The 23,419-nt window shown below is 69.3% G+C and carries 23 protein-coding genes and 1 tRNA gene; 9 read left to right on the top strand and 15 right to left on the bottom strand.

Annotation, left to right across the window (positions count from 1 at the left end; all coding sequences use genetic code 11):
- Positions 1-172: 172 nt before the first annotated feature.
- The 5 genes from ppc to recF all read right to left on the bottom strand — a co-directional run bounded on the left by ppc (position 173) and on the right by recF (position 9,093).
- Positions 173-2,848 (bottom strand): phosphoenolpyruvate carboxylase, encoded by a 2,676-nt coding sequence (ppc, locus tag EDF69_RS01690; protein ID WP_132882848.1) that lies wholly within the window; start codon positions 2,846-2,848, stop codon positions 173-175.
- Between the two features lie 136 nt (positions 2,849-2,984).
- On the bottom strand, positions 2,985-5,504 hold the full coding sequence (gene gyrB, locus EDF69_RS01695; protein ID WP_132882849.1) for a DNA topoisomerase (ATP-hydrolyzing) subunit B: 2,520 nt from the start codon (positions 5,502-5,504) through the stop codon (positions 2,985-2,987).
- A gap of 60 nt (positions 5,505-5,564) precedes the next feature.
- A complete protein-coding gene (locus tag EDF69_RS01700; RefSeq protein WP_132882850.1) occupies positions 5,565-6,323 on the bottom strand; it encodes a ZIP family metal transporter in 759 nt (252 codons plus the stop codon).
- A 95-nt stretch (positions 6,324-6,418) separates the two neighbouring features.
- The gene (locus EDF69_RS01705) at positions 6,419-7,831 is read right to left on the bottom strand and encodes a DEAD/DEAH box helicase (protein ID WP_132882851.1); all 1,413 of its coding nucleotides are present in this window, start codon (positions 7,829-7,831) and stop codon (positions 6,419-6,421) included.
- 188 nt (positions 7,832-8,019) lie between these two features.
- Positions 8,020-9,093 (bottom strand): DNA replication/repair protein RecF, encoded by a 1,074-nt coding sequence (gene recF, locus EDF69_RS01710; RefSeq protein ID WP_132882852.1) that lies wholly within the window; start codon positions 9,091-9,093, stop codon positions 8,020-8,022.
- 80 nt (positions 9,094-9,173) lie between these two features.
- On the opposite strand from recF, the gene EDF69_RS01715 reads away from it, so the two are divergent.
- Positions 9,174-9,530 carry a hypothetical protein gene (locus tag EDF69_RS01715; protein ID WP_125959454.1) on the top strand — a complete coding sequence of 119 codons (357 nt, stop codon included), beginning with the start codon at positions 9,174-9,176 and terminating at the stop codon, positions 9,528-9,530.
- A gap of 182 nt (positions 9,531-9,712) precedes the next feature.
- On the opposite strand, the gene dnaN is transcribed toward EDF69_RS01715, so the two are convergent.
- A complete protein-coding gene (gene dnaN / locus EDF69_RS01720; RefSeq protein ID WP_125959455.1) occupies positions 9,713-10,831 on the bottom strand; it encodes a DNA polymerase III subunit beta in 1,119 nt (372 codons plus the stop codon).
- A 180-nt stretch (positions 10,832-11,011) separates the two neighbouring features.
- Entirely contained in the window at positions 11,012-11,665 is a 654-nt protein-coding gene (locus EDF69_RS01725; protein ID WP_132882853.1) for an outer membrane protein, read from the bottom strand.
- A gap of 135 nt (positions 11,666-11,800) precedes the next feature.
- Here EDF69_RS01725 and EDF69_RS01730 point away from each other — a divergent pair, with 135 nt between their 5' ends.
- From EDF69_RS01730 to EDF69_RS01745, 4 genes are all read left to right on the top strand, one after another.
- Positions 11,801-12,457: a histidine phosphatase family protein gene (locus tag EDF69_RS01730; RefSeq protein ID WP_132882854.1), complete on the top strand. Its 657-nt coding sequence runs from the start codon at positions 11,801-11,803 to the stop codon at positions 12,455-12,457.
- Positions 12,454-12,939, top strand: coding sequence for a hypothetical protein (locus tag EDF69_RS01735; RefSeq protein ID WP_132882855.1), 486 nt, complete (start codon positions 12,454-12,456; stop codon positions 12,937-12,939). Before EDF69_RS01730 ends, EDF69_RS01735 begins: the two co-directional genes overlap by 4 nt.
- Positions 12,940-13,005: 66 nt before the next feature.
- Positions 13,006-14,220: a 23S rRNA (adenine(2503)-C(2))-methyltransferase RlmN gene (rlmN, locus tag EDF69_RS01740; protein ID WP_132882856.1), complete on the top strand. Its 1,215-nt coding sequence runs from the start codon at positions 13,006-13,008 to the stop codon at positions 14,218-14,220.
- Positions 14,221-14,227: 7 nt separating this feature from the next.
- A complete protein-coding gene (locus EDF69_RS01745) occupies positions 14,228-14,983 on the top strand; it encodes a sulfite exporter TauE/SafE family protein (RefSeq protein WP_125959460.1) in 756 nt (251 codons plus the stop codon).
- Here EDF69_RS01745 and EDF69_RS19505 read toward each other — a convergent pair whose 3' ends face one another.
- From EDF69_RS19505 to EDF69_RS01755, 3 genes are all read right to left on the bottom strand, one after another.
- On the bottom strand, positions 14,984-15,163 hold the full coding sequence (locus EDF69_RS19505) for a hypothetical protein (RefSeq protein WP_239555245.1): 180 nt from the start codon (positions 15,161-15,163) through the stop codon (positions 14,984-14,986).
- 177 nt (positions 15,164-15,340) lie between these two features.
- Positions 15,341-15,649, bottom strand: a complete 309-nt coding sequence (locus tag EDF69_RS19510) for a hypothetical protein (RefSeq protein WP_239555247.1) — start codon at positions 15,647-15,649, stop codon at positions 15,341-15,343.
- A 42-nt stretch (positions 15,650-15,691) separates the two neighbouring features.
- A complete protein-coding gene (locus tag EDF69_RS01755; protein ID WP_125959461.1) occupies positions 15,692-16,303 on the bottom strand; it encodes a flavin reductase family protein in 612 nt (203 codons plus the stop codon).
- 69 nt (positions 16,304-16,372) lie between these two features.
- Here EDF69_RS01755 and EDF69_RS01760 point away from each other — a divergent pair, with 69 nt between their 5' ends.
- Positions 16,373-17,086 (top strand): cytochrome b/b6 domain-containing protein, encoded by a 714-nt coding sequence (locus EDF69_RS01760; RefSeq protein WP_132882857.1) that lies wholly within the window; start codon positions 16,373-16,375, stop codon positions 17,084-17,086.
- Positions 17,083-17,844 carry a molybdopterin-dependent oxidoreductase gene (locus tag EDF69_RS01765; protein ID WP_132882858.1) on the top strand — a complete coding sequence of 254 codons (762 nt, stop codon included), beginning with the start codon at positions 17,083-17,085 and terminating at the stop codon, positions 17,842-17,844. Before EDF69_RS01760 ends, EDF69_RS01765 begins: the two co-directional genes overlap by 4 nt.
- 4 nt (positions 17,845-17,848) lie before the next feature.
- On the opposite strand, the gene EDF69_RS01770 is transcribed toward EDF69_RS01765, so the two are convergent.
- Genes EDF69_RS01770 through ftsE form a run of 4 tightly spaced genes read right to left on the bottom strand, consistent with a single transcriptional unit; the run spans position 17,849 to position 20,674 of the window.
- Positions 17,849-18,550 carry a lysophospholipid acyltransferase family protein gene (locus tag EDF69_RS01770; protein WP_239555249.1) on the bottom strand — a complete coding sequence of 234 codons (702 nt, stop codon included), beginning with the start codon at positions 18,548-18,550 and terminating at the stop codon, positions 17,849-17,851.
- Positions 18,547-19,086, bottom strand: a complete 540-nt coding sequence (locus EDF69_RS01775) for an ElyC/SanA/YdcF family protein (RefSeq protein WP_132882859.1) — start codon at positions 19,084-19,086, stop codon at positions 18,547-18,549. Before EDF69_RS01775 ends, EDF69_RS01770 begins: the two co-directional genes overlap by 4 nt.
- Positions 19,083-19,964: a cell division protein FtsX gene (locus tag EDF69_RS01780; protein WP_132882860.1), complete on the bottom strand. Its 882-nt coding sequence runs from the start codon at positions 19,962-19,964 to the stop codon at positions 19,083-19,085. Before EDF69_RS01780 ends, EDF69_RS01775 begins: the two co-directional genes overlap by 4 nt.
- Positions 19,964-20,674 (bottom strand): cell division ATP-binding protein FtsE, encoded by a 711-nt coding sequence (gene ftsE / locus EDF69_RS01785; RefSeq protein ID WP_132882861.1) that lies wholly within the window; start codon positions 20,672-20,674, stop codon positions 19,964-19,966. The genes EDF69_RS01780 and ftsE overlap by 1 nt, the downstream gene beginning before the upstream one ends.
- Before the next feature lie 151 nt (positions 20,675-20,825).
- Between ftsE and EDF69_RS01790 the strand changes: the two genes are divergently transcribed.
- Positions 20,826-21,620 carry an MJ0042-type zinc finger domain-containing protein gene (locus tag EDF69_RS01790; RefSeq protein ID WP_132882862.1) on the top strand — a complete coding sequence of 265 codons (795 nt, stop codon included), beginning with the start codon at positions 20,826-20,828 and terminating at the stop codon, positions 21,618-21,620.
- Here the strand turns inward: EDF69_RS01790 and EDF69_RS01795 are convergent.
- Positions 21,617-23,020: an MATE family efflux transporter gene (locus EDF69_RS01795; protein WP_425336570.1), complete on the bottom strand. Its 1,404-nt coding sequence runs from the start codon at positions 23,018-23,020 to the stop codon at positions 21,617-21,619. The genes EDF69_RS01790 and EDF69_RS01795 overlap by 4 nt on opposite strands.
- A gap of 208 nt (positions 23,021-23,228) precedes the next feature.
- On the opposite strand from EDF69_RS01795, the gene EDF69_RS01800 reads away from it, so the two are divergent.
- Positions 23,229-23,315 (top strand) — tRNA-Leu (locus tag EDF69_RS01800).
- Positions 23,316-23,419 lie beyond the last annotated feature (104 nt).

Here is a 23,419-nt window from a genome sequence, read left to right on the forward strand (position 1 = left end):
AGCCCAGGGCCACGGGCGCTGCGCTCCAAAGCCCTGGCTCCTGCCTACGCGGGAGTACCGCGTCGCCCGCAATCCCCTTCCCGTTCGCTTCGAGCTTGTCGAGAAGCAGCCCCGAACCTCGCACAAACGCTTCTCGACAGGCTCGAAGCAAACGGGTGTGTTCGCCTCGCCCTCACCCGCTATTCCGCAGCGCCGTCGCGATCGCGTTGATCGACAGCAGGATACCCTCCCCGATCCGCGCATCCTCCTCGCCGGCACGATGCCGCTTCAGCAGCTCGATCTGCAGCAGGTTGAGCGGTTCGATGTACGGCAACCGCAACCGGATCGACGTCTCCAGCGCCGGGTGCTTCTCCAGCAGCCGCGTCTGGCGGGTGACGGTGAGCAGCCCATCCTGCGTCGCCTGCCAGCCGTCGCGGATGCGCCCGAAGATCGCCTCCCCAAGCGCCCGATCCTCGACGAGCGCTGCGTAGCGCGCGGCGATCCCCATGTCGGACTTGGCCAGCACCATCTCCATGTTGGCAAGCGTCGCGGCGAACAACGGCCAGCCCGACGCCATCTCGCGAAGCAGCCCCTTGTCCTCGAACGCGGCGATCGCCTGGCCGACGCCGTACCAGCCGGGCAGCATCACCCGCGCCTGCGCCCAGCTGAACACCCACGGGATTGCGCGCAGGTCCTCGATCGCGTCGGATTTCTTGCGGCTCGCCGGGCGCGATCCGATCTTGAGTCCCGCGATCTCGCTGATCGGCGTCATTTGGCGGAAGAAGGTCCGGAAGCCTTCGGTCTCATAGACCAGCCCGCGATAGGCGCGGAACGCCGTCTCGGAGAGCGTGTCCATCGCCGCGGCGAAGCGCTCGTAATCGGCTGGTGCCAGCCGCTCCGGCTCCAGGCTGGCCAGCAGGGTCGCGGAGGCCATCGCCTCCAGGTTCGTGGTGGCACTCGCGCGCGTGCCATATTTCGCGGCGATCACCTCGCCCTGTTCGGTGATGCGGATGCGGCCCTGTACCGTGCCGGGCGGCTGCGCCTGGATCGCCGCGAACGAGGACCCGCCCCCGCGCCCGACCGCGCCGCCACGGCCGTGGAACAGCTGCATGCGGACTCCGGCCTCTTCGAACACCGGCCGGAGCGCGGTCGACCCGCGGCTCAGCTGCCAGGTGGAGGTCAGATAGCCGCCATCCTTGTTGGAGTCGGAATAGCCGATCATCACTTCCTGGTGCCCACGCACGCTTGCCACCGCGGCGACCTCGGGCAGCGCGAACCAGGCGCGCATGATCTCGGGCGCCGCCTCCAGGTCGCCGATCGTCTCGAACAGCGGGATCGCCATGACATGCGCCTGCGGCGGCGCGCCCGGCACGTACAGCCCTGCTTCCTTCAGGAGCAGGTTGACCTCCAGCAGGTCCGACACGGATTGCGCCATCGACACGATATAGTGGCGGATGCAATCGCGGCCGTAGCGGGCATGGGCTTCGGCCGCAGCATGGAGAATCGCCAGCTCGGACGCCGTCTCCTGCGAATAGACAGCATAGGGCGAGGTCAGCGGCCGGGGGCTCGCCAGCTCGCGGCGGAGCAGCGCCACCCGCGCGTCTTCGTCGAGGGCGGCATAGTTCTCCACGACCCCGCCGGCCTTCAGGAGTTCGGCGACGACGCGCTCGTGCACGGCGCTGTTCTGGCGCATGTCGAGCGTTGCCAGGTGGAAGCCGAAGGTCTCCACGGCCCGGATGAGCCGGCCCAGGGCGCCGCCGCTCGCCAGGGGGCCGTTGCCGCCGATGGTGAGCGCATGCGCAAGCGCCGTCAGATCCTCCCGCAACGCAGCCGGGTCGGGATAGCGTTCCCCGTCCAGGCCGGCCGGCCGCGGCGACGCCTTGCCTGTCAGTGCCCGATAGGTGGCGGCAAGCCGTGCGTAGATGCCGGACAATGCGCGGCGGAACGGTTCGTCGGCGCGGCTTGCGGCCGTATCCCCGCTCCGCTCCGCCAGCGCCTCGACCCCTGCGTCGACGGTCGCATGTTCGGTCGAGATCGACAGCTCGGCGCCCAGCGCATGCACCGCATCCAGATAATAGCCCAGCACCGCCTCGGCCGAGCGCGACAGCGCCAGCCGCAGCGAGTCCGCGGTGACATAAGGGTTGCCGTCGCGATCGCCGCCGATCCAGCTACCGGGGCGCAGGAACGATGCGGGCCGCGCGCCCAGCGCCCGTTCCCAGCGCGCGTAGAGCGCGGGCAGCGTCGGCAGGAACACGTCCCGCAGGTAGCTGAGCGCGGTCTCGACCTCGTCCGCCACATACAGTCGTTCGCGGCGCAGCACGCGGGTCTGCCACAGGAGCGCGATCTGCCGGAGGATCGCCTCGTCGACCTGGTCGCCGTCCTCGGTCTCCTCCACGCCGCCGTCCCGCAGCGCCATCAGTTCGGCGATGCGGTTGCGGTGGTCGATCATGCTCTTGCGCCGCACCTCGGTCGGATGGGCGGTGAGCACCGGCATCAGCAGCGCGTCGTCGAGCAGCGCGAGCACCGCATCGCGGCCGATGCCGTGCTTCCCCAATCGCTCCAGGGCATGGGCGACGTCCGCCCCGGCCTCCGCCGCCACGCCCTGCCGGTCCTCGGCGAGGTTCGCCAGCATCGAGAACAGCATGAAGCCGCGCACGAACGCGATCGTTTCGTCCAGCGTCAGCCGGTCGAGCCCCGGGTCGATCGCGTCCGCGCCAGCCACGCCGCGGTGGCGATCGACCGAAGTCGCGCGGATGTACTCGATCCGCTTGAACAAATCCTCGCCGCCATAGGCGCGGATCACGTCGCCCAGCAGGCGACCGAGAAAGCGGACATCGGGATTGTTGGTGATCGGGGGGAGGCTGGCCATGCCGGGTTGCTGCGCTGCGGAAGCGCTCCGGTCAACCAGCTCTTTTCTTTTCGTGCGTCATAGCGCTTCTTTCCGAAGCAATATTACCGCTACCAGAAGTTCTGCCCGGCGGCACCACACCGCCGGGCAGCACAAATTACACGTCGAGGTTGGCGACGCTCAGCGCGTTCTCCTGGATGAACTCGCGGCGGGGCTCCACCACGTCGCCCATCAGGCGCGTGAAGATCTCGTCCGCGACGTCCGCCTGCTCGATCGCGACGCGGAGCATCGAGCGGTTCTGCGGATCGAGCGTGGTTTCCCACAGCTGTTCCGCATTCATCTCGCCCAGCCCCTTGTAGCGCTGGATCGACAGGCCCTTGCGCCCGGCGGCGAGGATCGCGTCGAGCAGCTGGCTGGGCCGGGCAATCAGTACCTCGCCCTTGGCGGCGGTGACCGGCGTCGCTTCGCTCTCCTCCAGCTCCGCGACCGGATTGTCGGCATCGCTCGCCTGGGCGCCGCGCGCCGGCACCAGCTTGGCCGTGGCGGCATAGCTCTCGGCCTCCTCCGCCGTCAGCGCGTGGAGCTTGCGCCCCTCGGCCGAGGTCAGGAAGGCGGCCTCGATCACATGATGATCGGTGACGCCGCGCCACACGCGACGGAAGTGGAGCGCCCCCTCTTCGGAGATGCTGGCACTCCAGCGGGCGTCGCCATCGGTGCTGTCGAGCCGGCGGACCGCATCCGCCAGCCGCTCCTCGCGCTGGCCGCGGGACGCTTCTGGATCGAGCGTGCCGGACAGCGCCAGCACCTCGACGATCTCGGGCGCATAGCGGCGGGGGACGTAGCGCATCAGCGTGCGCATGCGCCGCGCATGATCCACCAGCGTCTTGAGGTCGCTGCCGCTGCGGCCACCGGCCGGCGTCTCCAGCACCTGCGCGGCAACGCCCGCGTCCACCAGATAAGCGTCCAGCGCTGCGTCGTCCTTGAGGTACACCTCCGACCGGCCGCGCGTCGCCTTATAGAGCGGCGGCTGGGCGATATAGAGGTGCCCCGCTTCGATGATCTGCGGCATCTGGCGGTAGAAGAAGGTCAGCAGCAGCGTGCGGATATGGGCGCCGTCGACGTCCGCGTCCGTCATGATGACGATCTTGTGGTAGCGCAGCTTCTCCAGGTTGAAGTCGTCACGACCGATGCCGGTGCCCATCGCCTGGATCAGCGTGCCGATCTCGCGCGACGAGAGCATCCGGTCGAAGCGCGCACGTTCGACGTTCAGGATCTTGCCGCGCAACGGCAGGATCGCCTGGAAGTGACGGTCGCGGCCCTGCTTGGCCGAACCGCCGGCCGAGTCACCCTCGACCAGGAACAGCTCGGACTTGGCGGGGTCGCGCTCCTGGCAGTCGGCAAGCTTCCCGGGCAGCGAGGCGATGTCCATCACGCCCTTGCGGCGGGTGAGCTCGCGCGCCTTCTTGGCGGCCTCGCGCGCGGCGGCGGCGTCAATCACCTTCTGGATGATCTGGCGCGCGACCGCCGGGTTTTCCTCCAGCCACTCCGCCAGCTTGTCGGCCATCAGGCTTTCGAGCGGCTGGCGGACTTCGGAGGAGACCAGCTTGTCCTTGGTCTGCGAGCTGAACTTGGGGTCCGGCAGCTTGACCGAGACGATCGCGGTCAGCCCCTCGCGCATGTCGTCGCCGGTGAGGGTGACCTTCTCCTTCTTCAGCGCGCCCGACTTGTCGGCATAGTTGTTGATCGTGCGGGTCAGCGCCGCACGGAACGCCGCCAGGTGCGTGCCGCCATCCCGCTGCGGGATGTTGTTGGTGAAGCACAGCACGTTTTCGTAATAGCTGTCGTTCCACTCCAGCGCGACGTCGATGCCGACATCGTCGCGATGGCCGGTGATCGCCACCGGATCCGGCATCAGCGGCTGCTTGTTGCGGTCGAGCCACTTCACGAAGGCAGCGATCCCGCCCTCGTAGAACAGCTCCACTTCGCGCCGCTCCTCGTGCCGGGCATCCGCCAGCACCAGCCGCACGCCCGAGTTGAGGAACGCCAGTTCGCGATAGCGATGCTCGAGCTTGTCGAAGTCGAACTCGATGTGGTTCTTGAACGTGCCGCCGTCGCCCGGGGCCTTCTCGGTCGAGGGCAGGAAGGTCACGCGCGTGCCGCGCTTGCCCTCGGCCTTCCCGACCACCTTCAGGGGCGCCACGGCATCGCCATGGCGGAAACGCATGTAATGCTCCTCGCCGTCGCGCCAGACGGTGAGGTCCAGATATTCGGACAGCGCGTTCACCACCGACACGCCCACGCCGTGGAGGCCGCCGGACACCTTGTAGGCGTTGTCGTCGGACGTGTTCTCGAACTTACCGCCCGCGTGCAGCTGAGTCATGATGACCTCGGCCGCCGAGACGCCCTCCTCCGGGTGGATGCCGGTCGGGATGCCGCGACCGTTGTCCTCGACCGAGACGGACCCGTCGGGATTGAGCGTGATGAGCACCCGGTCGCAATGGCCGGCAAGCGCCTCGTCGATCGCGTTGTCGCTCACCTCGAACACCATGTGGTGGAGGCCCGAGCCGTCGTCGGTGTCGCCGATGTACATGCCGGGGCGCTTGCGAACCGCGTCCAGGCCCTTCAGGACCTTGATCGATTCCGCGCCATATTCATTGGAGTTGGGGTTCGTCGCCATACCGAGGACATAGGGATTCACCCCCAGGAACGGAAGCAAAATGCGGGCGTTCGGGCCCCCTCAGCCGACCTTGCTGAGCCAGAAAGCGGCCAGGAAACCGGCGACGGCGATCAGGCCGGTATATTCATGCGTGTTCTCGGTCGCCTCCGGGATCATGGTGTCGACCAGCATGGCAAGGATCGCGCCCGCGGCAACAGCGGTGATCACCGCAACCAGATCCGCACTCGCGTCCGCCAGCAGCAGATTGCCGAGCAGCGCCGACAGCCCCGACGCAACCGCGATCGCGGTCCATACGCCGAAGATATAGGCGGTGGACCGCCCCGCCTTCTTCATGCCGGCGGCAGAAGAAAGACCCTCGGGGATGTTCGAAAGGAACACCGCGGCGACCACCGTGGTGCTCACCCCCGTCCCGCCGATCAGGCTGATGCCGATGACGATCGACTCCGGAATGCCATCCAACAGGGCGCCCAGTGCGATGGCGCCGCCGCCCCCTTCGCTCGCGTGCGGCTGCGTCTCCGTACTCTCGGTTCCCGAGCGCTTGCGGTGCCGGGCGCCCCGGCGCGAGAGCCAGACGTTGCCGAAAGTGTAGAGGGCTGCACCGCCAACGAACCCGGCGGCGGTCGCACCGAGCCCGCCACGGGCGAACGCGTCGTCCATCAGATCGAAGGCCACGGCCGAAATGAGGACGCCCGAGCCGATTGCCATCACGGCGGCGATCAGCCGCTGCGGCAGCTGCACCGCCCCGGCGATCGCCGCGCCGATCAGGAGTGCAGAGCCGCCGAGCAAGCCCCACAGCCCTGCCTCGAGCCAGCTCGGCATCACCGCGCCCGCATCGTCAGGAAGGAAGCGCCACGCCGCATGGGCACCTCAACGCAGCAACGGCGCTTCGGTGCCCCGGAAAGTCGGTCGCGCCCTTAGCGCGCGACGCCCTGACCGCCGCCACCCGGACGACGACCGCGGCCGCCGCGACGCGGGCCACCCGGACGCGCACCGGCCGGACGCTCGCCTGCGGGCCGATCACCCGTCGGCTTGCCTTGGCCACCGCGCGACGGATTGCCGACCGGGCCACGGCCCGAGCCTGCCGGCTTGGCGCTGTGCGTGGCGCGCGGACGCGGCAGCTGGCGATCGCCCGGAGCGCGCTCGGGCCGATCGGGCGCATGCGGTGCGCGCGTCGCCTTGATGTTCGCCGCCTCGGCCAGGAAGTTCTCCGGCAGCGGCACCACCTCGATCTTCTGACGGGTCAGCTTCTCGATCTGGCGCAGATAGGGGCGTTCGTCCTCGGCGCAGAACGCAAAGGCGATGCCGTCGGCACCCGCGCGCGCGGTGCGGCCGATGCGGTGGACGTACTGCTCGGCCACGTTCGGCAGCTCGAAGTTGACGACATGGCTGACGCCCGAGACGTCGATGCCGCGCGCGGCGATGTCGGTCGCCACCAGGATCGGCACCTTGCCCGAACGGAACTCGCCGAGCGCACGCTCACGCTGCGGCTGCGACTTGTTGCCGTGGATCGCGTTGGAGGCGACGCCGTTGGCGGCCAGCAGCTTCACGACGCGGTCGGCGCCATGCTTGGTGCGGGTGAACACCAGCGAGCGATCGATCTTGTTGTTGCGGAAGAACAGGGTCAGCAGCGCCTGCTTTTCCTGCTGCTGCACGAAGGTGACGTACTGCTCGACGCGCTCGGCGGTGGAGGAGACGGGCGCCACCTTCACCTCGGCCGGGCTGGTCAGATACTTGTCGGCCAGGTCGCGGATGTCCTTGGGCATGGTGGCCGAGAAGAACAGCGTCTGGCGATCCTTGGGCACCATCGACACGATGCGGCGCAGCGCGTGAATGAAGCCCAGGTCGAGCATCTGGTCGGCCTCATCGAGCACCAGGATCTCGAGCTCGTTGAGTGCCAGGCAGCGCTGGTCGATCAGGTCGAGCAGGCGGCCCGGGGTGGCGACCAGGATATCGACGCCGGCGGCCACGTCGCGGATGTTGCGGGCGACGGGCACGCCGCCGAACACGGTCGCGACGTTCAGCTTGGTATACTTGGCATAGGTGCGCGCATTGTCGGCGATCTGGCTGACCAGCTCGCGCGTCGGCGCCAGCACCAGCATCCGGCACCGCATTGGCTTGCGGCGGACGTTGGCCTTCACCAGCAGGTCGAGCGAGGGCAGCACGAAAGCCGCGGTCTTGCCGGTGCCGGTCTGGGCGATACCGAGCAGGTCGCGCTGCTCCAGCACGATCGGGATGGCGTCGCGCTGAATCGGCGTCGGCTCGGTGTAATTCTTCTCGGCCAGGGCATCGAGAAGCGGCTTGGAAAGACCAAGGGACTGGAAGGACATGGAATACCTGTCAGTAGCCGGCACGCGCGGCCAGACGGCACGCACGGGAAGGCGGGGCAAAAAAAATGCGACCCGCGTGACTTGGGAAGCCGGTGGAGCGCGACGCGAGCCTCGGCCGCAAGGCCGGATCACGCTGCTTGTTTGAAGCGTCGCTGCGGTGTGGCAGATGCGCCCGCCACCCCGAAAAGTCAAGGTTGCGGCCCGACCACCCGTCCATCGACGACGTGGAACCGCGTCGCCTCTGTCCCGATCGCGTCGAACAAGCCTGGCTCGGTGCCGGTCAACCAGACCTGGCCGCCGCCTGCCAGCCGCTCGAACAATGCCGCCCGGCGGCCGGGATCGAGATGCGCCGCCACCTCGTCGAGCAGCAGCAGCGGCGGGCGCCCGGCCCGCTCCGCGACCAGTGCGGCATGGGCAAGCACCAGCCCCAGCAGCAGCGCCTTTTGCTCGCCCGTCGAGCAGCGATGCGCCGCCTGTCCCTTTTCCAGGTGCACCACCGCCAGGTCGGACCGATGCGGCCCCGCCAGCGTCCGCCCCGCCGCCGCGTCGCGGGAGCGCCCGGCGGCGAGTTCCGCCCGCAGCCGATCGGCATCGCCGCCCCACCCCTCGATCGAGAGCCCGGCCCGCGGGAAGGCACCGGCGGGGCTCGCCGCGATCCGCTCTGCCAGCATGGTCACCGTCGTCCGGCGCGCCGCATCAACCGCCGCGCCATGTTCGGCGATCCGCGCCTCCAGCGCCGCCAGCCACTCGGGATCGGCCGGGCGATCGTCGGCCAGCAGCCGGTTGCGCTCGCGCATCGCCGCTTCGTAGCGGCTGGCGTGGTTGGCATGGCCGGGTGCGAGCGCCAGCGCCAGGCGGTCGAGGAAGCGCCGACGCTCGCCCGCGGGTTCGACAAACAGCCGGTCCATCGCCGGGGTCAGCCACAGCACCGTCAGCCACTCGGCCAGCGCCATGGCCGTCGCGGGCGCGCCGTTGATCCGCACCAGCCGCCGCTCGGGCGCATCGGGGCGGGTGCCGGTGCCCAGCGCGGTGTCGTCCACCAGCACCGCTGCCACGCCAAAGCCACCGCTGCCGCCCTGGCGCGCCATCTCGGACAAGGGCACGCGCCGGAGGCCGCGACCCGGCGCCAGCAGCGACACCGCTTCCAGCACGTTGGTCTTGCCCGCCCCATTGTCCCCGGACAGCACGACGAAGCCCGGCCCGGGTGCGAGCACCGCGTCGGCATGGTTGCGAAAGTCGGTGAGGGACAGGCGCGCGAGCATCGTTGGCGCCGCTGTAGCGCAAGCCGCGCCCCAGCGCGACGCAACCTTCCGGCCCGCAGGGAATTGCCTTCAGCGGAACGATGAAAAAGGGGACGGTGATGCGGAAATGGTGGATTGCGGCGGCAGCACTGGCAGTGGCGGCCTGTGGGGCGCAGACGCCGCAGGAGCGCGAGGCTGACCAACTGCGCGATGCCGCAGAGGCGCAGGCCGACGCCATCGAGGCGCAGGCTGGAAACGTGTCGGCAGGCATGAAGGCCGAGGCCGAGCAGCTGCGCCAGCAGGCCGGCCAGGGCGGCGGCTATGATGCCCAGCGCTTGCAGGTCCGCGCCGAAGCCCGCGAACGCGAGGCCAAGCTGGTCGAGGAACAGGCCGAGGCAAAGGCCCGCGCCGTCCGCGACGAGGGCAAGGCAAAGGCCAGCGCGCTGCTGGCGAAATAGGGGCCGGCCGGTCAGGGCGCAGCGAGGCCTGCGTCCTTTAGCACCTGTACCCCGGCGAAGGCCGGGCCCCAGTTGGGAAGCATCGGCGAGGAGCGCGTGGCCTTACCGCGTGCGCGGCAACTGGACCCCGGCCTTCGCCGGGGTACCGGATGGGTCAGGGTGCAGGAGAGCCGAAGCCCGCCTCACACCCGCATCGGCATCAGCACGTACAGCGCCGGCGACTTGTCGTTCTCGCGGATCAGCGTCGGGGCTGCCGCGTCCGCCAGGTGCACCTCGCAGAGGTCGCCCTCGATCTGGCCCAGGATGTCGAGCAGGTAGCGGCTGTTGAAGCCGATCTCGAACGGCAGCGCGCTATAGTCGCCGGGCACTTCCTCGGCAGCCGCGCCGTTCTCGGGGCTGGTCACCGACAGCGTGATCTTGTCGCGATCGAGCGCCATCTTCACCGCGCGGGTCTTCTCCGTGGCGATGGTCGACACGCGGTCGACGCCTTCCATGAAGCTCTTCGGGTCGAGCTTGAGGAGCTTGTCGTTCGCGGTCGGGATGACGCGCGAATAGTCCGGGAAGGTGCCGTCGATCAGCTTGGAGGTGAGGATCGCCTGGCCGAGGTCGAACCGGATCTTGGAACCCGACAGCGACACGCCGACCGATCCGTCAACCTCTTCGAGCAGCTTGCGCAGCTCGGCCACGCACTTGCGCGGCACGATCACGTCCGGCATCTTTTCGGCGCCTTCCGGGCGCGGCAGCGTCACGCGTGCCAGCCGGTGGCCGTCGGTGGCCGCCGCCTTCAGCACCGGCTCGCCGCTCGCATCCTCGGACACGTGCAGGAAGATGCCGTTCAGATAATAGCGCGTTTCCTCGGTCGAGATCGCGAAGCGCGTCTTGTCGATGATCTGCTTGAGCATTTCCGCCGGCAGTTCGAACTGCGTCGGCAGCTCGCCCTCGGCGATCACCGGAAAATCGTCGCGCGGCAGCGTCGCCAGGTTGAAACGGGCGCGGCCCGCGACCACCGTCAGCCGGCCCTCGGCCGCCGACAGCTGCACCTGGGCGCCCTCGGGCAGCTTGCGCGCGATGTCGAACAGCGTGTGCGCCGAAACCGTGATCGCGCCGGGCTGGTCGACCGCCGCTGCGATCGTCTCGTCGATCTGCAGATCGAGATCGGTCGCCATCAGCCGCATCGAGCCGTTCTCGGCCGCCTCGATCAGCACGTTCGACAGGATCGGAATCGTGTTCCGCCGCTCGACGACGGATTGGACGTGGCTCAGCCCCTTCAACAGGGTCGCGCGTTCGATCGTCGCCTTCATCTTTTCAAAACCCCCGGGCGCCCGCCCTAGTCCTGGCCACCCGGTCGGGTGGGATTGGTCCGTTGTCTCACCTCTAGCGCGCAAAAAAGGGCCGGAGCAAGCTGCTCCGGCCCTCCTTGTTTCCGATTGCGCATGCCGTCTGCGGGGTATGGCCCTGACGGCGCGGCAAGCGGCGCTCGCTTAGAAGCGCATGCCGACGCCGACCAGCACCTGGTGACGGTCGGTATCCACGTCGAAGCTGTCGGTCGTGTTGCCGTCGAAGCGGAAGTCCGCGCTCGAATAGTTCGAGTAGCGGTACTCGAGCTTGGCATAGGTGTTGGTGCCGATCGACTGCTCCACGCCGGCGCCGACGCGATAGCCGTCCAGCTCATAGTTGCGGTCGAGGTCCACGTCGCCGTTCACGCCCTGCACGTTCAGCTTGGCGTTGGTGTAGCCGGCCTTGGCATAGACCAGGGTCTGCGGCGTCGCGAGGATACCGGCGCGCACGCCGACATAGATGTCGCGGCCCGGTGCCACGCGGCCATAGCCGAAGTAGTTCGGATCGCGCGTGTCGGTCTTGGTCTTGCCGGTCGAGTCGGTCAGTTCCGCCTCGAGGCCCAGCACGGCGCCGGAAACGGCGAAGTCATAGCCGACGTCCACACCATAGAGGAAACCGTCCACGGTCTGGTCGTCGCCGTCGATATCCGAATCCTCGCTGCTGCCCGGACGAACCGCGTCATAACCCGCGACCACGCCGACGCGCGGGCCGGTGAAGTTCGGGTTGACGTCCTGCGCCATCGCCGGGGCGGCGAATGCGGAGGAAGCGGCCAGCAGGCCCAGAGCGACGTAACGCATAACAAACTCCTGAATTGCTGCCCGAGGTACGCCGGGCACAGCGCTCAAATAGGCGACGCGCCGGCAGGTTTCATGAACCCCAGCTAAACAGGGATTTTCGTTGCATTCGCGCAACAGGGGCTTGAAAGCAGGGCCATGGTGAACAAGGCACGGCAGGGGCGCGACTTCATCGCGCGGCATGGCGAGACGGTCTACAACGTGGCCCGGCGCATGCAGGGCGACCACCTCCACATTCCGCTCACGCGCGCCGGTTTTGCCCAGGCGGATGCGATGGGGGCCGCGCTTCGGACGCTGCTCGGGCCGAAGCCGAAGCTGACGCTGTGGGCGTCGACCGCGGGCCGCGCGCTCCAGACGCTGGCGATCATCGCCGAACATCTCGAGCTCGACTGGCACCAGGCACGCACGGACGCGCGGCTCGTCGAGATCGGCATGGGGCAGTGGACGGGGCGCTACTATCGCGATGTCGCGGCCGAATCGCCCGACTTCATGGACTATAAGCATCGCCTCTACCGCCGCCCGCCGCCGGGCGGGGAGTGGTATGATGCCATCGCGGCGCGGGTGTCGGGCTGGCTTGCCGATACCGCCGAGGATCCCGGCGACCGGCTGGTGATCATGCACGGTATGTCGAGCCGCGTGCTGCGCGGGGTCATGACCGGCCTGGACGTGATGCCGCAGTTCGCCGCGCCCGTCGCGCCCGACCTGCCGCAGGGTTCGATCGTCCGGATCGAACACGGCGTCGAGACGGTCGTGCATCTCGGCAGCGGCGACATCGCGCACTCGGCGCCGGCATGATCGCAACGCTGCTGGCGGCAGCCGCACTCGCGCAGGTGCCGGCTGCCGCATCGCCGGCGCGGCGCACCCTCGGCATCTTCGAGCGCTGGGGCGCCTTCGCCGACGCCGCCCCACGGCGCTGCTATGCGATCGCGAAGCCGATCTCGCGGCGGACCGCGCTCTATCCGTTCGCCAGCGTCGCGACCTGGCCCGGTGCCCACGCCCGCAGCCAACTCCACCTTCGGCTCAGCCGGCGGCGTGCGCCCTCGGCGCAAGTGACGCTTTCCGTCGGCGATCGTCGCTTCCCGCTGCGCGCCGGAACGCTGGACGCCTGGGCGCCGGACGCCGCCGCCGATCGCGCGATCGTGTCCGCGATGCGCTCCGCGCGCAGCATGAGCGTGGAGAGCCTGGCCGAGGGCGGCCGTCCGTTCGTGGACGTCTATGCGCTGAAGGGCGCAGCGACCGCGATCGACGCGGCGGCACTCGCCTGCCTGCCCGGGTAGCCTGTCCCGAAACGAGGCCAGCGGCGGGCATGGAAATTGCCTGCAAATTCGACTATATGCGCGCCCATGCTGACAGTGTCGACGCCGCCGATGCCCATTCCGGGGCACATCGATCCCGTGCCCGTGCCCCGCGCCGCGGCCAAGGCGCCGCGCCCCGACGGCCGCGTCGACCTGGTCGGGCTGTCCAAGCCTGCGATCCGCGAGGCGCTGGAAACTGCGGGCATGGAGCCGAAACAGGCGAAGCTTCGCGCCAAGCAGCTGTGGCACTGGATCTACAACCGCGGCGCCACCGAATTCTCGGCAATGACCGACATCGCCAAGGCGCAGCACCCGTGGCTGGCCCAGCGCTTCGTCGTCGGCCGGCCGGAGGTGGTCGAGGCGCAGGTCTCGTCCGATGGTACGCGCAAGTGGCTGCTGCGCTCGCCCGACGGGCAGGATTACGAGATGGTGTTCATCCCGGACGCCGACCGCGGCACGCTGTGCGTCTCCAGCCAGGTGGGCTGCACGCTCAACTGCCGCTTCTGCCACACCGGCACGATGCGGCTGGTGCGCAACCTGACCGCGGGCGAGATCGTCGGCCAGGTGATGCTCGCGCGCGACGCGCTCGGCGAATGGCCGTCGAGCCCGGAAGGGCGCATGCTCACCAACATCGTGATGATGGGCATGGGCGAGCCGCTCTATAACTTCGACGAGGTCAAGACGGGCCTCCAGATCGTCATGGATGGCGACGGTCTCGCCCTGTCCAAGCGCCGCATCACTCTCTCCACCTCTGGCGTGGTGCCGATGATGGCGCGCGCGGGCGAGGAGATCGGCGTGAACCTGGCGGTCTCGCTCCACGCCGTGACCAAAGAAGTGCGCGACGAGATCGTGCCGCTCAACAAGAAGTACGGCATCGAGGAGCTGCTGCAGGCCTGCGCCGACTATCCCGGCGCCAACAACGCGCGGCGCATCACCTTCGAATATGTGATGCTCAAGGACAAGAACGACAGCGACGCCGACGCGCACGAGCTCGTCCGCCTGCTGCGCAAGTACCAGCTGCCGGCCAAGGTCAACCTGATCCCGTTCAATCCCTGGCCGGGTGCGCCGTACGAATGCTCGACGCCGGATCGGGTCAACGCCTTTTCCGACATCGTGTTCGAAGCGGGCATTTCCGCGCCGGTGCGCCGCCCGCGCGGCCGCGACATCGACGCCGCCTGCGGCCAGCTCAAAACCGCCGCCGAGAAGAAGAGCCGCGCGCAGCTGGATCGCGAGGCCGAGGAGAAGATGGCGGCGCTCGGCTGAGCCCGTCATGGACTGGAGTGTCATCGGGCTTGCCGCCCTGGCCGGCTGTGTCGGCGGCGCGATGAACGCGCTCGCCGGCGGGGGCGCCTTCGCAACCATGCCGGCGCTGGTCGGGATCGGGCTCCCCGCCACGATTGCGAATGCCACCAGCAACGTCGCGATGCAGCCTGCCGCCATGGCGAGCGCCTGGACCTACCGCCGCGGACTCGCGCCGCTGGGCGGCCTTTCGATCCGGCTGCTGAACAGCGTCAACTTCGTGGCGGCGCTGGTCGGCAGCTATCTGCTGGTCGTGACACCGCCAACGGCGTTCGACGTGATCGTCCCCTGGCTGCTGCTCTTTGCGTTCGGAGCCATCGCTGCCGGCCAGCGCGGCGCCGCCTGGCTGCGTGCCCATGCAACGATCGGCCCGCGCACGCTGATCGCTGCCCAGCTGCTGCTCGGCGTCTATGGCGGCTATTTCGGGGGCGGCATCGGCATGATGATGACGGCGGTCTTCGGGCTGCTGGTCGGCACCGATCCCAAGCGGATGGCCGCACCCCGCACGCTGATCCTCGCCACTGCGAACCTGGCCGCCGCCGGCGTGTTCGCGGCCTTTGGCATGGTCGCCTGGGCAGCCTGCATCCCCATGCTCCTGGGCGGCATCCTGGGCGGCTGGGGCGGCGCCTGGCTGGGCGATCGCCTGTCGGCGCGCACCATCCGGCTCTGGACCATGGCGGTGACCGGCGTCACCACCGCCGCCTTCTTCTGGCGCGCCTACGGCTGATCAGCCCGGCCGTCGCATCGCCCGCTCGATCGCCGGCCGATCAAAGGCATGCTCGGCATATTGGCCATCCCGTTCCACCCAATGCAGGAACAGGTGCGCGGACCAGCTGTTCGGATTGGGCTCAAGCCGCCCGTGCAGCCGGTGCGTTCCCTGGTAGAGGACGGCATCGCCCGGCGCCATTGCCACGGATCCATATCTGCGCGATCCGAAATCTTCCGTCACCTCACCCGTCGGCCGCTCCCCCGCCTCGGTCGCGACGGAGAGCGCCCAGGGCTTGTCCTCCCCATAGGCGATGGTCAGCGAGAGGCTGTGCTCGCAGGAAGGCCGGTCATAATGGACTCGGCAGATGTCCCCCTGCTAATAAGCCCGGAAATAGGCGTAGGTGGGCAGCAGCGCCCGCCCTGTCGCCTGGGCCATGCGCGGGGTTAGCCCCCAGAGAAAAGCTAGCATCGGGGCATACTGGTACGCGTAAAGCTCGATGGCCCGCCCGCGCAGCAACGGTCCTTCCGCCACAAAGGACTGCAGTGGCCTGCCGGCCGCCTCCAAATCGGCGCGCATCCGCATGTAGAAGGCGTCGAGAATCTCGCGTGGAAATAACCCCCGAAGCGGGACATAGCCATCCCGCCAGTAGGTTTCTGTCTCGGAAGCTCGATCCTGGTCCGTCATGAGATCAGAATACGGATGTCGCAGCACGAGTGCGAGCGCCTTCTATGCCGGCCGGCGCATGTGGAACAGCGCGTCTTCGGCGATTTCGAAGTAATCGGCCGGGCCGCCGCCCCGTACGATCGGGTGCGCACGGGCGGTCTGGTAGATGCCGTCTTCCAGCAGCGCCGTGTCGATGTGGATGCCGACTGCCTCGCCCAGCACCAGCCACTGGTCCAGCGCCCGGCCTTCCTTGGTCTCCAGCCGGACGATCTGGGTCACCTTGCATTCGAACTGGACCGGGCTGCCCGCCACCCGCGGCGCCGCCACCAGGCGGGAGGGCAGCGCCTCCAGCCCCGCAAGCGTGAACTCGTCCGCATCGGCCGATGCCGAACTCGCGTTCATCGCTTCTGCTTGCGCACGCGTCACCAGGTTCCAGACGAACTCGCCCGTCGCCTCGCAATTGGCGAGGCTGTCCTTGCGGCCTTGGGAGGCGAAGCCGATCAGCGGCGGCCGATAGTTGAACGCGTTGAAGAAGCTGTACGGCGCGAGGTTGCGGCGGCCGTCGGCACCCAGCGTGCTGATCCAGCCGATCGGACGGGGCGCGACGATCGCGTTGAACGGATCGTGCGGCAGGCGGTGCCCGTCGGCGGGCTCGTAGAAGTGGAAGTCGGTCATGCCCGATCCTAACGCGCAAGCCGGCCGGGGGGCTACCCGCAGGCGGCCGCACGGTCTATCGTCCCGCCGGTGAGCCGCCAGCCGCCCCGCGCCGTCTATCGGCACCGTCCGCTCACGCGGCTGTGGCACTGGGTCAACGCCGTGGCGATCTTCGTGATGATCGGCAGCGGGCTCATGATCCTGAACGCCCACCCCCAGCTCTATTGGGGCGAGTATGGCGCGAACTTCGACCACGCCTGGATCCGGTTCGATCGGTTCCCCGGCTGGATCACGATCCCGTCGACCTACAATCTCGCGCTCGCGCGCCGCTGGCACCTGTTCTTCGCGCTGGTTCTCGCGTTCGGATTGCTGATCTTCCTGATCGGCAGCCTCCTCAACCGCCATCTCTCGCGCGACCTTACGATCCGCCGGGGCGAGCTGTCACGGCGGCACCTGGCGGCGGACTTCCGCGCCCACCTGGCCTTCCGCTTCCACGATCCGGAGGCGCCGCGCGACTACAACAGCTTCCAGAAGCTCAGCTATATCGCGATCCTGTTCGTCGCCCTGCCGGTGGTGATCCTGACCGGCCTCACCCTCTCGCCCGGCATGAACGCGGCCTGGCCCTGGCTGCTCGACCTGTTCGGTGGCCGTGCTTCGGCCCGTTCGATCCACTTCCTCGCCGCCGCCGCCATCACGCTCTTCACGGTGGTGCACCTGGTACTGGTGATCCTCGCCGGCCCGATCAACGAAGTGCGCTCGATGATCACCGGCTGGTGGCGCGTACCCGAAGAGGAGCAGCCATGAGCCGCATCCTCACCCGGCGCCGCGTGCTCGCCGGCATGACCGCAGGCGCCGCCGGCCTCGTTTCCGGTTGCGACCAGCTGGGCGAGTCGCCCGCCGTTCGTGGCCTGCTGTTCAAGGGCGAGGACGCGCAGCGCTGGCTGCAGCGCGGGCTCACCGCCCGCAACGCGCTCGCGCCCGAATACCGCCCTGATCAGCGCTCGCCGATCTTCCGCTCCAACGGCACCGCACGGCCCGACTCGGCTGCCTATGCCGCGCATGCGGCCAGCAACTTCGCCGACTGGCGGCTCGCCGTCGACGGCCTGGTCGCGCGGCCGCTGTCGCTCTCGATGGCACAGATCCGCTCGATGCCGGCGCGGACCCAGATCACCCGCCACGACTGCGTGGAGGGCTGGAGCGCGATCGGCAAGTGGAGCGGCCCCCGCCTGTCGCGTCTGCTCAACCTCGCGGGCCTTCGCGACCAAGCCCGCTACATCGTCTTCCACTGCGCCGACCGGCTGGGCGGGCGACCCTATTACGAATCGATCGACCTGATCGACGCCTTTCACCCGCAGACGATCCTCGCCTGGGCGATGAACGATGCGCTGCTGCCGATCCCCAACGGCGCGCCGCTGCGCCTCAGGGTCGAGCGCCAGCTCGGCTACAAGCACGCCAAGTACATCGAGCGGATCGAGGCGGTGGCGAGCCTGGACGGCATCGCCGGCGGCAAGGGAGGGCTGTGGGAGGATATCGCCGACTACGATTGGTACGCCGGCATCTGACGCCTCAGTCGGCGGAGAACGCCGGCTCCAGCGCGTTGATGCCGGCATGGACCCGCGCCTCGATCTCGGCGCGGGAGAGGCCGGCCGGGATCGGCGTGCCGAAGCGCAGCGTGATGATGCCCGCATGCTTCACGCCTTTGCGCGGCCACAAAGGCCCGCTGTCGAGCGCGACCGGCACCACCGGCATCGCCAGCGCCTTGTAGAGGCCGGCAAAGCCCGAGCGCAGCGGCGGCGTCTCGCCCGGCAGGACGCGGGTGCCCTCCGGGAAGATCAGCACCGCGCGGCCGGCGCGGCGCGCCTCCTTGGCCTCGCGCAGCATCGCGCGCAGCGCGTCGGCGCCGCCCGCCCGGTCGATACCGATGCTTCCGTAGCGCTGCGCCGCACGGCCCCAGAACGGAATCTGGGTCAGTTCGCGCTTCATCACGATCACCGGCGCGCCGATCCGCCACGCCAGCTCCAGCGTCTCGAACATCGCCTGGTGCTTGGCCGCGAACAGGAACGGTCCTTGGGGAATTTCCCCCTCGATCCGGACATGGATGTCGAGCAGCCAGCGGGCGAGTGCGCCCTGTGCGCGCGCCCACCCTTCCGCATGGCGCCGCAGCGCCTGGGGTCCCGCCAGCGCGACCAGCGGCGCGGCGAGAACGATGGCGATCGTGAGGGCATAGAAGACGAAGTTGAACGCAAGCGTCCGCAGCCATGCGATCATACGCCCAGCCCCAGCCACAGGACCACGCGCCGGACCAGATATTTGTTGTACTCGTCGAACAGGATGCCGAAGCGCGGCGTGCCGGGGACGGGATCGGCGATCACCTCCACCCGATCGTCGAGCGCGTGGCGAAGCTCCAGGGCGGCGCGTGCCATGTGCCAGTCCGACGTCACCAGCCGCACGGTGCCATAGCCGTGGGTCCGAACCCAGTCGGCGGTCTCGTCGGCGTTGGAGCGGGTATCGACCGCCTCATGGCCCAGGTCCACGCAGCAGGCGAACACCCGCGCCGGCACCTTGTAGGCAACGGCCAGTTCGCCGGGGCGCACGTCCGGGTCGACGCCGGTCACCAGCATCCGCTTGGCGTTGCCGGCGCGCACGACCGCCAGGCCGCGGTCGATCCGGCCCGGCGCGCCCGTCGGCACGACCACCGCGTCGGTCACCAGCCCATCCGGTGCCGGCCGAGGCAGCGCGACGGTGAACAGCGCGAAGCCCAGCACCCAGGCGATCAGCGCCACCGAGAACAGCCGCCAGATCACAGCACCTGCCCCAGCGCGCGCAGCACCGCGATGCGAGCGGCCACCATCGCCAGCAGCATGAAGGCGATCGGGGTGGCGACGATCAGCAGCCAGTCGGCCGTCGACAGCGCGAGCCCGGCGAGCACCTGCGACTCCAGGCCGCCGATCTGCAGTCCCACCACCAGCACGACCGCGAGACCCGCGACGGTGCCGATCAGCCCGCCCGTCAGCGTGTCGACGGCGATCCGCTGCTGGAACAAGCGGGCGATCTGGACATCGGTGGCGCCGAGCATGTGGAGGATGTCGATGGTCCCGCGGTGCGTGTCCAGCCCTGCCCGCGCGGAAAGCAGCACGACCGCCGCCGTCGCGGTCGCCATCACCGCGACCAAGCCGAATGCGACCCAGCCAAGGGTGCGCAGGAAACCCCGCACCGGCGCCAGCCAGCTCGCGTGCCAGTCCACCCGCGCAGCCGGCGTCGCCGCGTGGGCGATGCGGGTCACGGCCGCAACCGCCGTGTCGTCGCTCTGCCGCAGGTCCACGTCCACCATCGCCGGGATCGGCAGGTCGGCGTTCAGCCCCGCCTCCCCGAGCCAGGGGCGCATCAGCTCGGCCAGCTCGGCCCGGTCCACTTCGACGGCCTGCGTCACCATCGGTGCCTTGCGCAGCCCGGCGAGCAGCCGTGCGACCGCGGCATCGCGCTTGGCGGCGTCCGCCTCCACCACCTGCACGGTGAGCCGGCCGGCGAGCTGCCGGTCCAGCGCGCTGCCGGCACCCGCCACCGACAGGCCCATGGCGGCCGCCAGCACCGTCAGGAAGATCATGATGGCCATGATCCACACCATGGTGCGGCGTCCCTGCCGGTCGCCCAGCAGGCGCCGGTCGCTTGCGCGCATCGCCATCAGCGCACCCCGTCGGAAGCGGGCGGGAAGCGCATCTGGCCGGTGGGATCGATCAGCTTGCCCCTCTCCAGCCGCATCATGCGCGCAGCCGGGATCCGCTGGAGCAGCTCATAGTCATGGGTCGCCACCACCACCGTGGTTCCCAGCCGGTTGAGCGAATCGAACAGGTGCAGCAGCCGCTCCGCCATATCGGGATCGACGTTGCCGGTCGGCTCGTCGGCGACCAGGATTTCGGGCCGGCCGATCACGGCGCGCGCGATCGCGATGCGCTGCTGCTCGCCGCCCGACAGCGTAGGTGGCGGTGCGTCGGCCCGGTCGGACAGCCCCACCCAGGCGAGCATCTCGTTGACCGGCACCGCCACGTCCGCCTCCGGCACACCGGCCACCCGCAGCGGCAACGCGATATTGTCATAGGCCGACAGGTGCGGGACCAGGCGGAAGTCCTGGAACACCACGCCGATCCGCCGGCGAAAGCCCGGCAGGCGCGCGCGCGGCAGCGTCACCGCATCCTCGCCGAACAGCCGGATCACCCCCCGGCTCGGCCGCTGGGCGAGGTAGAGGAGCTTCAAGAGCGAAGTCTTGCCCGCACCCGACGCGCCGGTGAGGAAATAGAAGGAGCCCGTCGTCAGCGTGAAGCTCACGTCCGACAGCGTCTCTGCCCCATTGCCGTAGCGAAGGCCGACATTCTCAAACTGTACGATATTGGCCATCGCTGGCGCCGGCCACCCCGTTTGAAGCTTCGCGGGCGCCGCCATCGCACAGCCGCCGGACCTGCTCAAGCGGGGGACGCTGCTGCACCCTTGCCAGCACGGCTTTCCGCATGCTTAGGATCGCTATGCCCAGATCGGAATTGCCGCGTCGATGATCCTCGAGTGCACCCAATGCCACATGCGCTATGTGGTGCCCGACCATGCGATCGGGCCCGACGGACGCACCGTCCGCTGCGCAAGCTGCAAGCACAGCTGGTTCCAGCGGCCACCGCTGCTGGACTTGGGCGCGGCGGAGGCACTTCCCGCGCAGGAGCCCGCACCGGCCGCGGCAGCGTCTCCCCCGATGGCCGAGCCGGTTGCCGCGCCGACACCGGCAGCGCCACCCGCACCGGCTGCGCAAGCGACCTCGCCCGCCGCCGCCCAGCCATCGCACCGCTATGTCGATCCGGAGGGCGAGCGTGCCGAGCGCGGTGAGCCGCGCCGCTACGACGCCTTTGCGCCGCGCCCGCCGTTCCGCCCGCGCCGCAATCCGTTCCGCCGCTGGACCGCGGCCGCCGTCGCCGCCAGCGTCGCGATGCTCATCGGCATCGCCGCCATCCTCTATCTCGGCACGCCCGGCATCGCTGCCAAGGTCGGCCTGCCGATCGGCAAGATCGAAACGCCGCTGCTGTTCGCCGACAAGCAGATCGAGCGCCGCAACCTGTCCAGCGGCAACGAGCTGTTCGCCATTTCCGGCAAGGTCGTGAACCCCACCGGCGAGCGTCAGCGCGTGCCCGACATCCGCGTCGATCTGAAGGATCAGCAGGAGCGCGTCGTCTACAGCTGGACGATCACGCCGTCGCAGCGGGATCTGGGGCCCAGCGGCACCATCCTGTTCAACTCGGCGAAGCTCGACGTGCCGGCGAACTCAAAGATGCTCGAACTCAGCTTCGTGAACGGCCTCTAGGCACTGGCGCCGGGCCGCGGTGGCCCGGAAACCTTGCCCATCCGGCGCGCGAGCTGTGCCAGCCGCGCGCCATGGAGCAGCGCCGCCACCAGCATGCCGAGGCCCGATGCCCAGGCGAGCGCCAGCGGGCCGACGCCCGCCCCGACCAACAGCCAGCCCGCGCCGCCGGTAACCACGAAGAAGGCGAGGATGCTGTTGGCGCCCGCCATCACCTGATCGCCGAGCGCCCGCAGCGTATAGACCAGCACCACCTGCACCCCGTCGAACAGGATGAAGGGCGCCCAGCGCAGCAGCATGGCGCCGGCAAGGAGGTGCACGTCGGCCGTCGCGGGGAACAGGCCGGTGATCCAGCCCGCGGACAAGAGCAGCACCAGCGCGAGCAGCCCGGTCGCGGCGGCGGCCAGGACGGCAGCGACCACGCCCCGCTGGATCGCGCGGTGCGGCACGCCCTCTCCCACGCCATTGCCGACGCGCACCCCTGCGGCCGAGCCCAGCCCCAGCGCCACGGCAAAAGTGACGTTGTGGATCGAGAACACGATCTGGAAGGCGTGCGCCGTTTCGGTGCCGAGCTGGGTCGACAAGCCGATCAGCACCGCGAAGCCGACCAGCTCCAGCCCGGAGGCGATCGCCGGCACGAGCCCGAAGCCCAGTAGCGCGCGCACGCCCGACCAGCGCGGCGCCGCCTCCCCGCGCCAGCGGCCGACGTGGCGGACCGCCCTGTCCGGCAGCCGCAGCACGCACGCGAGCAGGACGATCGCTCCGATCGCCGATGCGATCGCGGTGGCCGCCGCCGCGCCGACCGCGCCCAGTGCCGGCAGCCCCAGATGCCCACCGACCAGTGCCCAGGCGAGCAGCGCGTTGATCGGCAGCACGCCCAGGTTCACCGCCGTCACCAGCCGCGGACGGCTGATACCCTCCAGGAAGAAGCTCGCCGCAATGGTGAGCAGCTGGAAGGGATAGGCAAAGGCCATGGCGCGCACCACCGCGGCAGCTGCCGGCGCAAGATCGGGCGAGACCCCGAGCAGTCGCAACAAGGGCTCCGCGAAGGCGAGCAGAACGCCGCCGCTCGTGAGGCCGAGCAGCAGCGCCGCCACCAACCCCTCGTGCAGCACCCGGCCGGTCGCTGGCAGGTCGCGCGCACCATCCGCGCGGGCGGCGAACACCAGCACGCCCGACAGCCAGCCGAGCACCACGACGATGCCGACGAAGGTCAGCGACCGGCTCGCACCCAGCGCCGCCACCTCGTCCGTGCCTGCGAGGCCGACCACGACCACGTCCGTCACGTGGAGCAGCGTCCAGTTGAGGCTGGTGAGCATCACCGGCCAGGCGAGCGCCAGCAGCCGGCGAACCTCGGATCGGGGGGAGGGAGCATCAGAGGCGGCAACGGGATTCGAGGACACGGGAATACTCAAGGACAAGAGGCGACGGACAGAGCCCTAGCGGCGGGTTCGGCAAAGCGGAACGCCTGGCATCCCGCCGGCACGCGTCAAAAAAGGGCTCCGGCGCACCATCCGCCGCAGGAAAATCGCGAAGTCGGTTGCATGCCGCCGAATCGACTGCTAGGGGCGCTCGCCTACCAGCCGGGGGTTCTCCCCACGGTGTTCATGTGCGGTCGTGGCGGAACTGGTAGACGCGCAACGTTGAGGTCGTTGTGGCCGAAAGGCCGTGGAAGTTCGAGTCTTCTCGACCGCACCACAACTGCTCCGGTTCCCAGGCTCAGGCCGGGAACCGGAGGCGGTTACCCCTCCCAAGACAAGCATCGTCAACCTGGCGGAAGTCAGATCCAGCGTGACGTGCGA

The organism is Sphingomonas sp. JUb134, from assembly GCF_004341505.2.
Lineage (GTDB): Bacteria > Pseudomonadota > Alphaproteobacteria > Sphingomonadales > Sphingomonadaceae > Sphingomonas.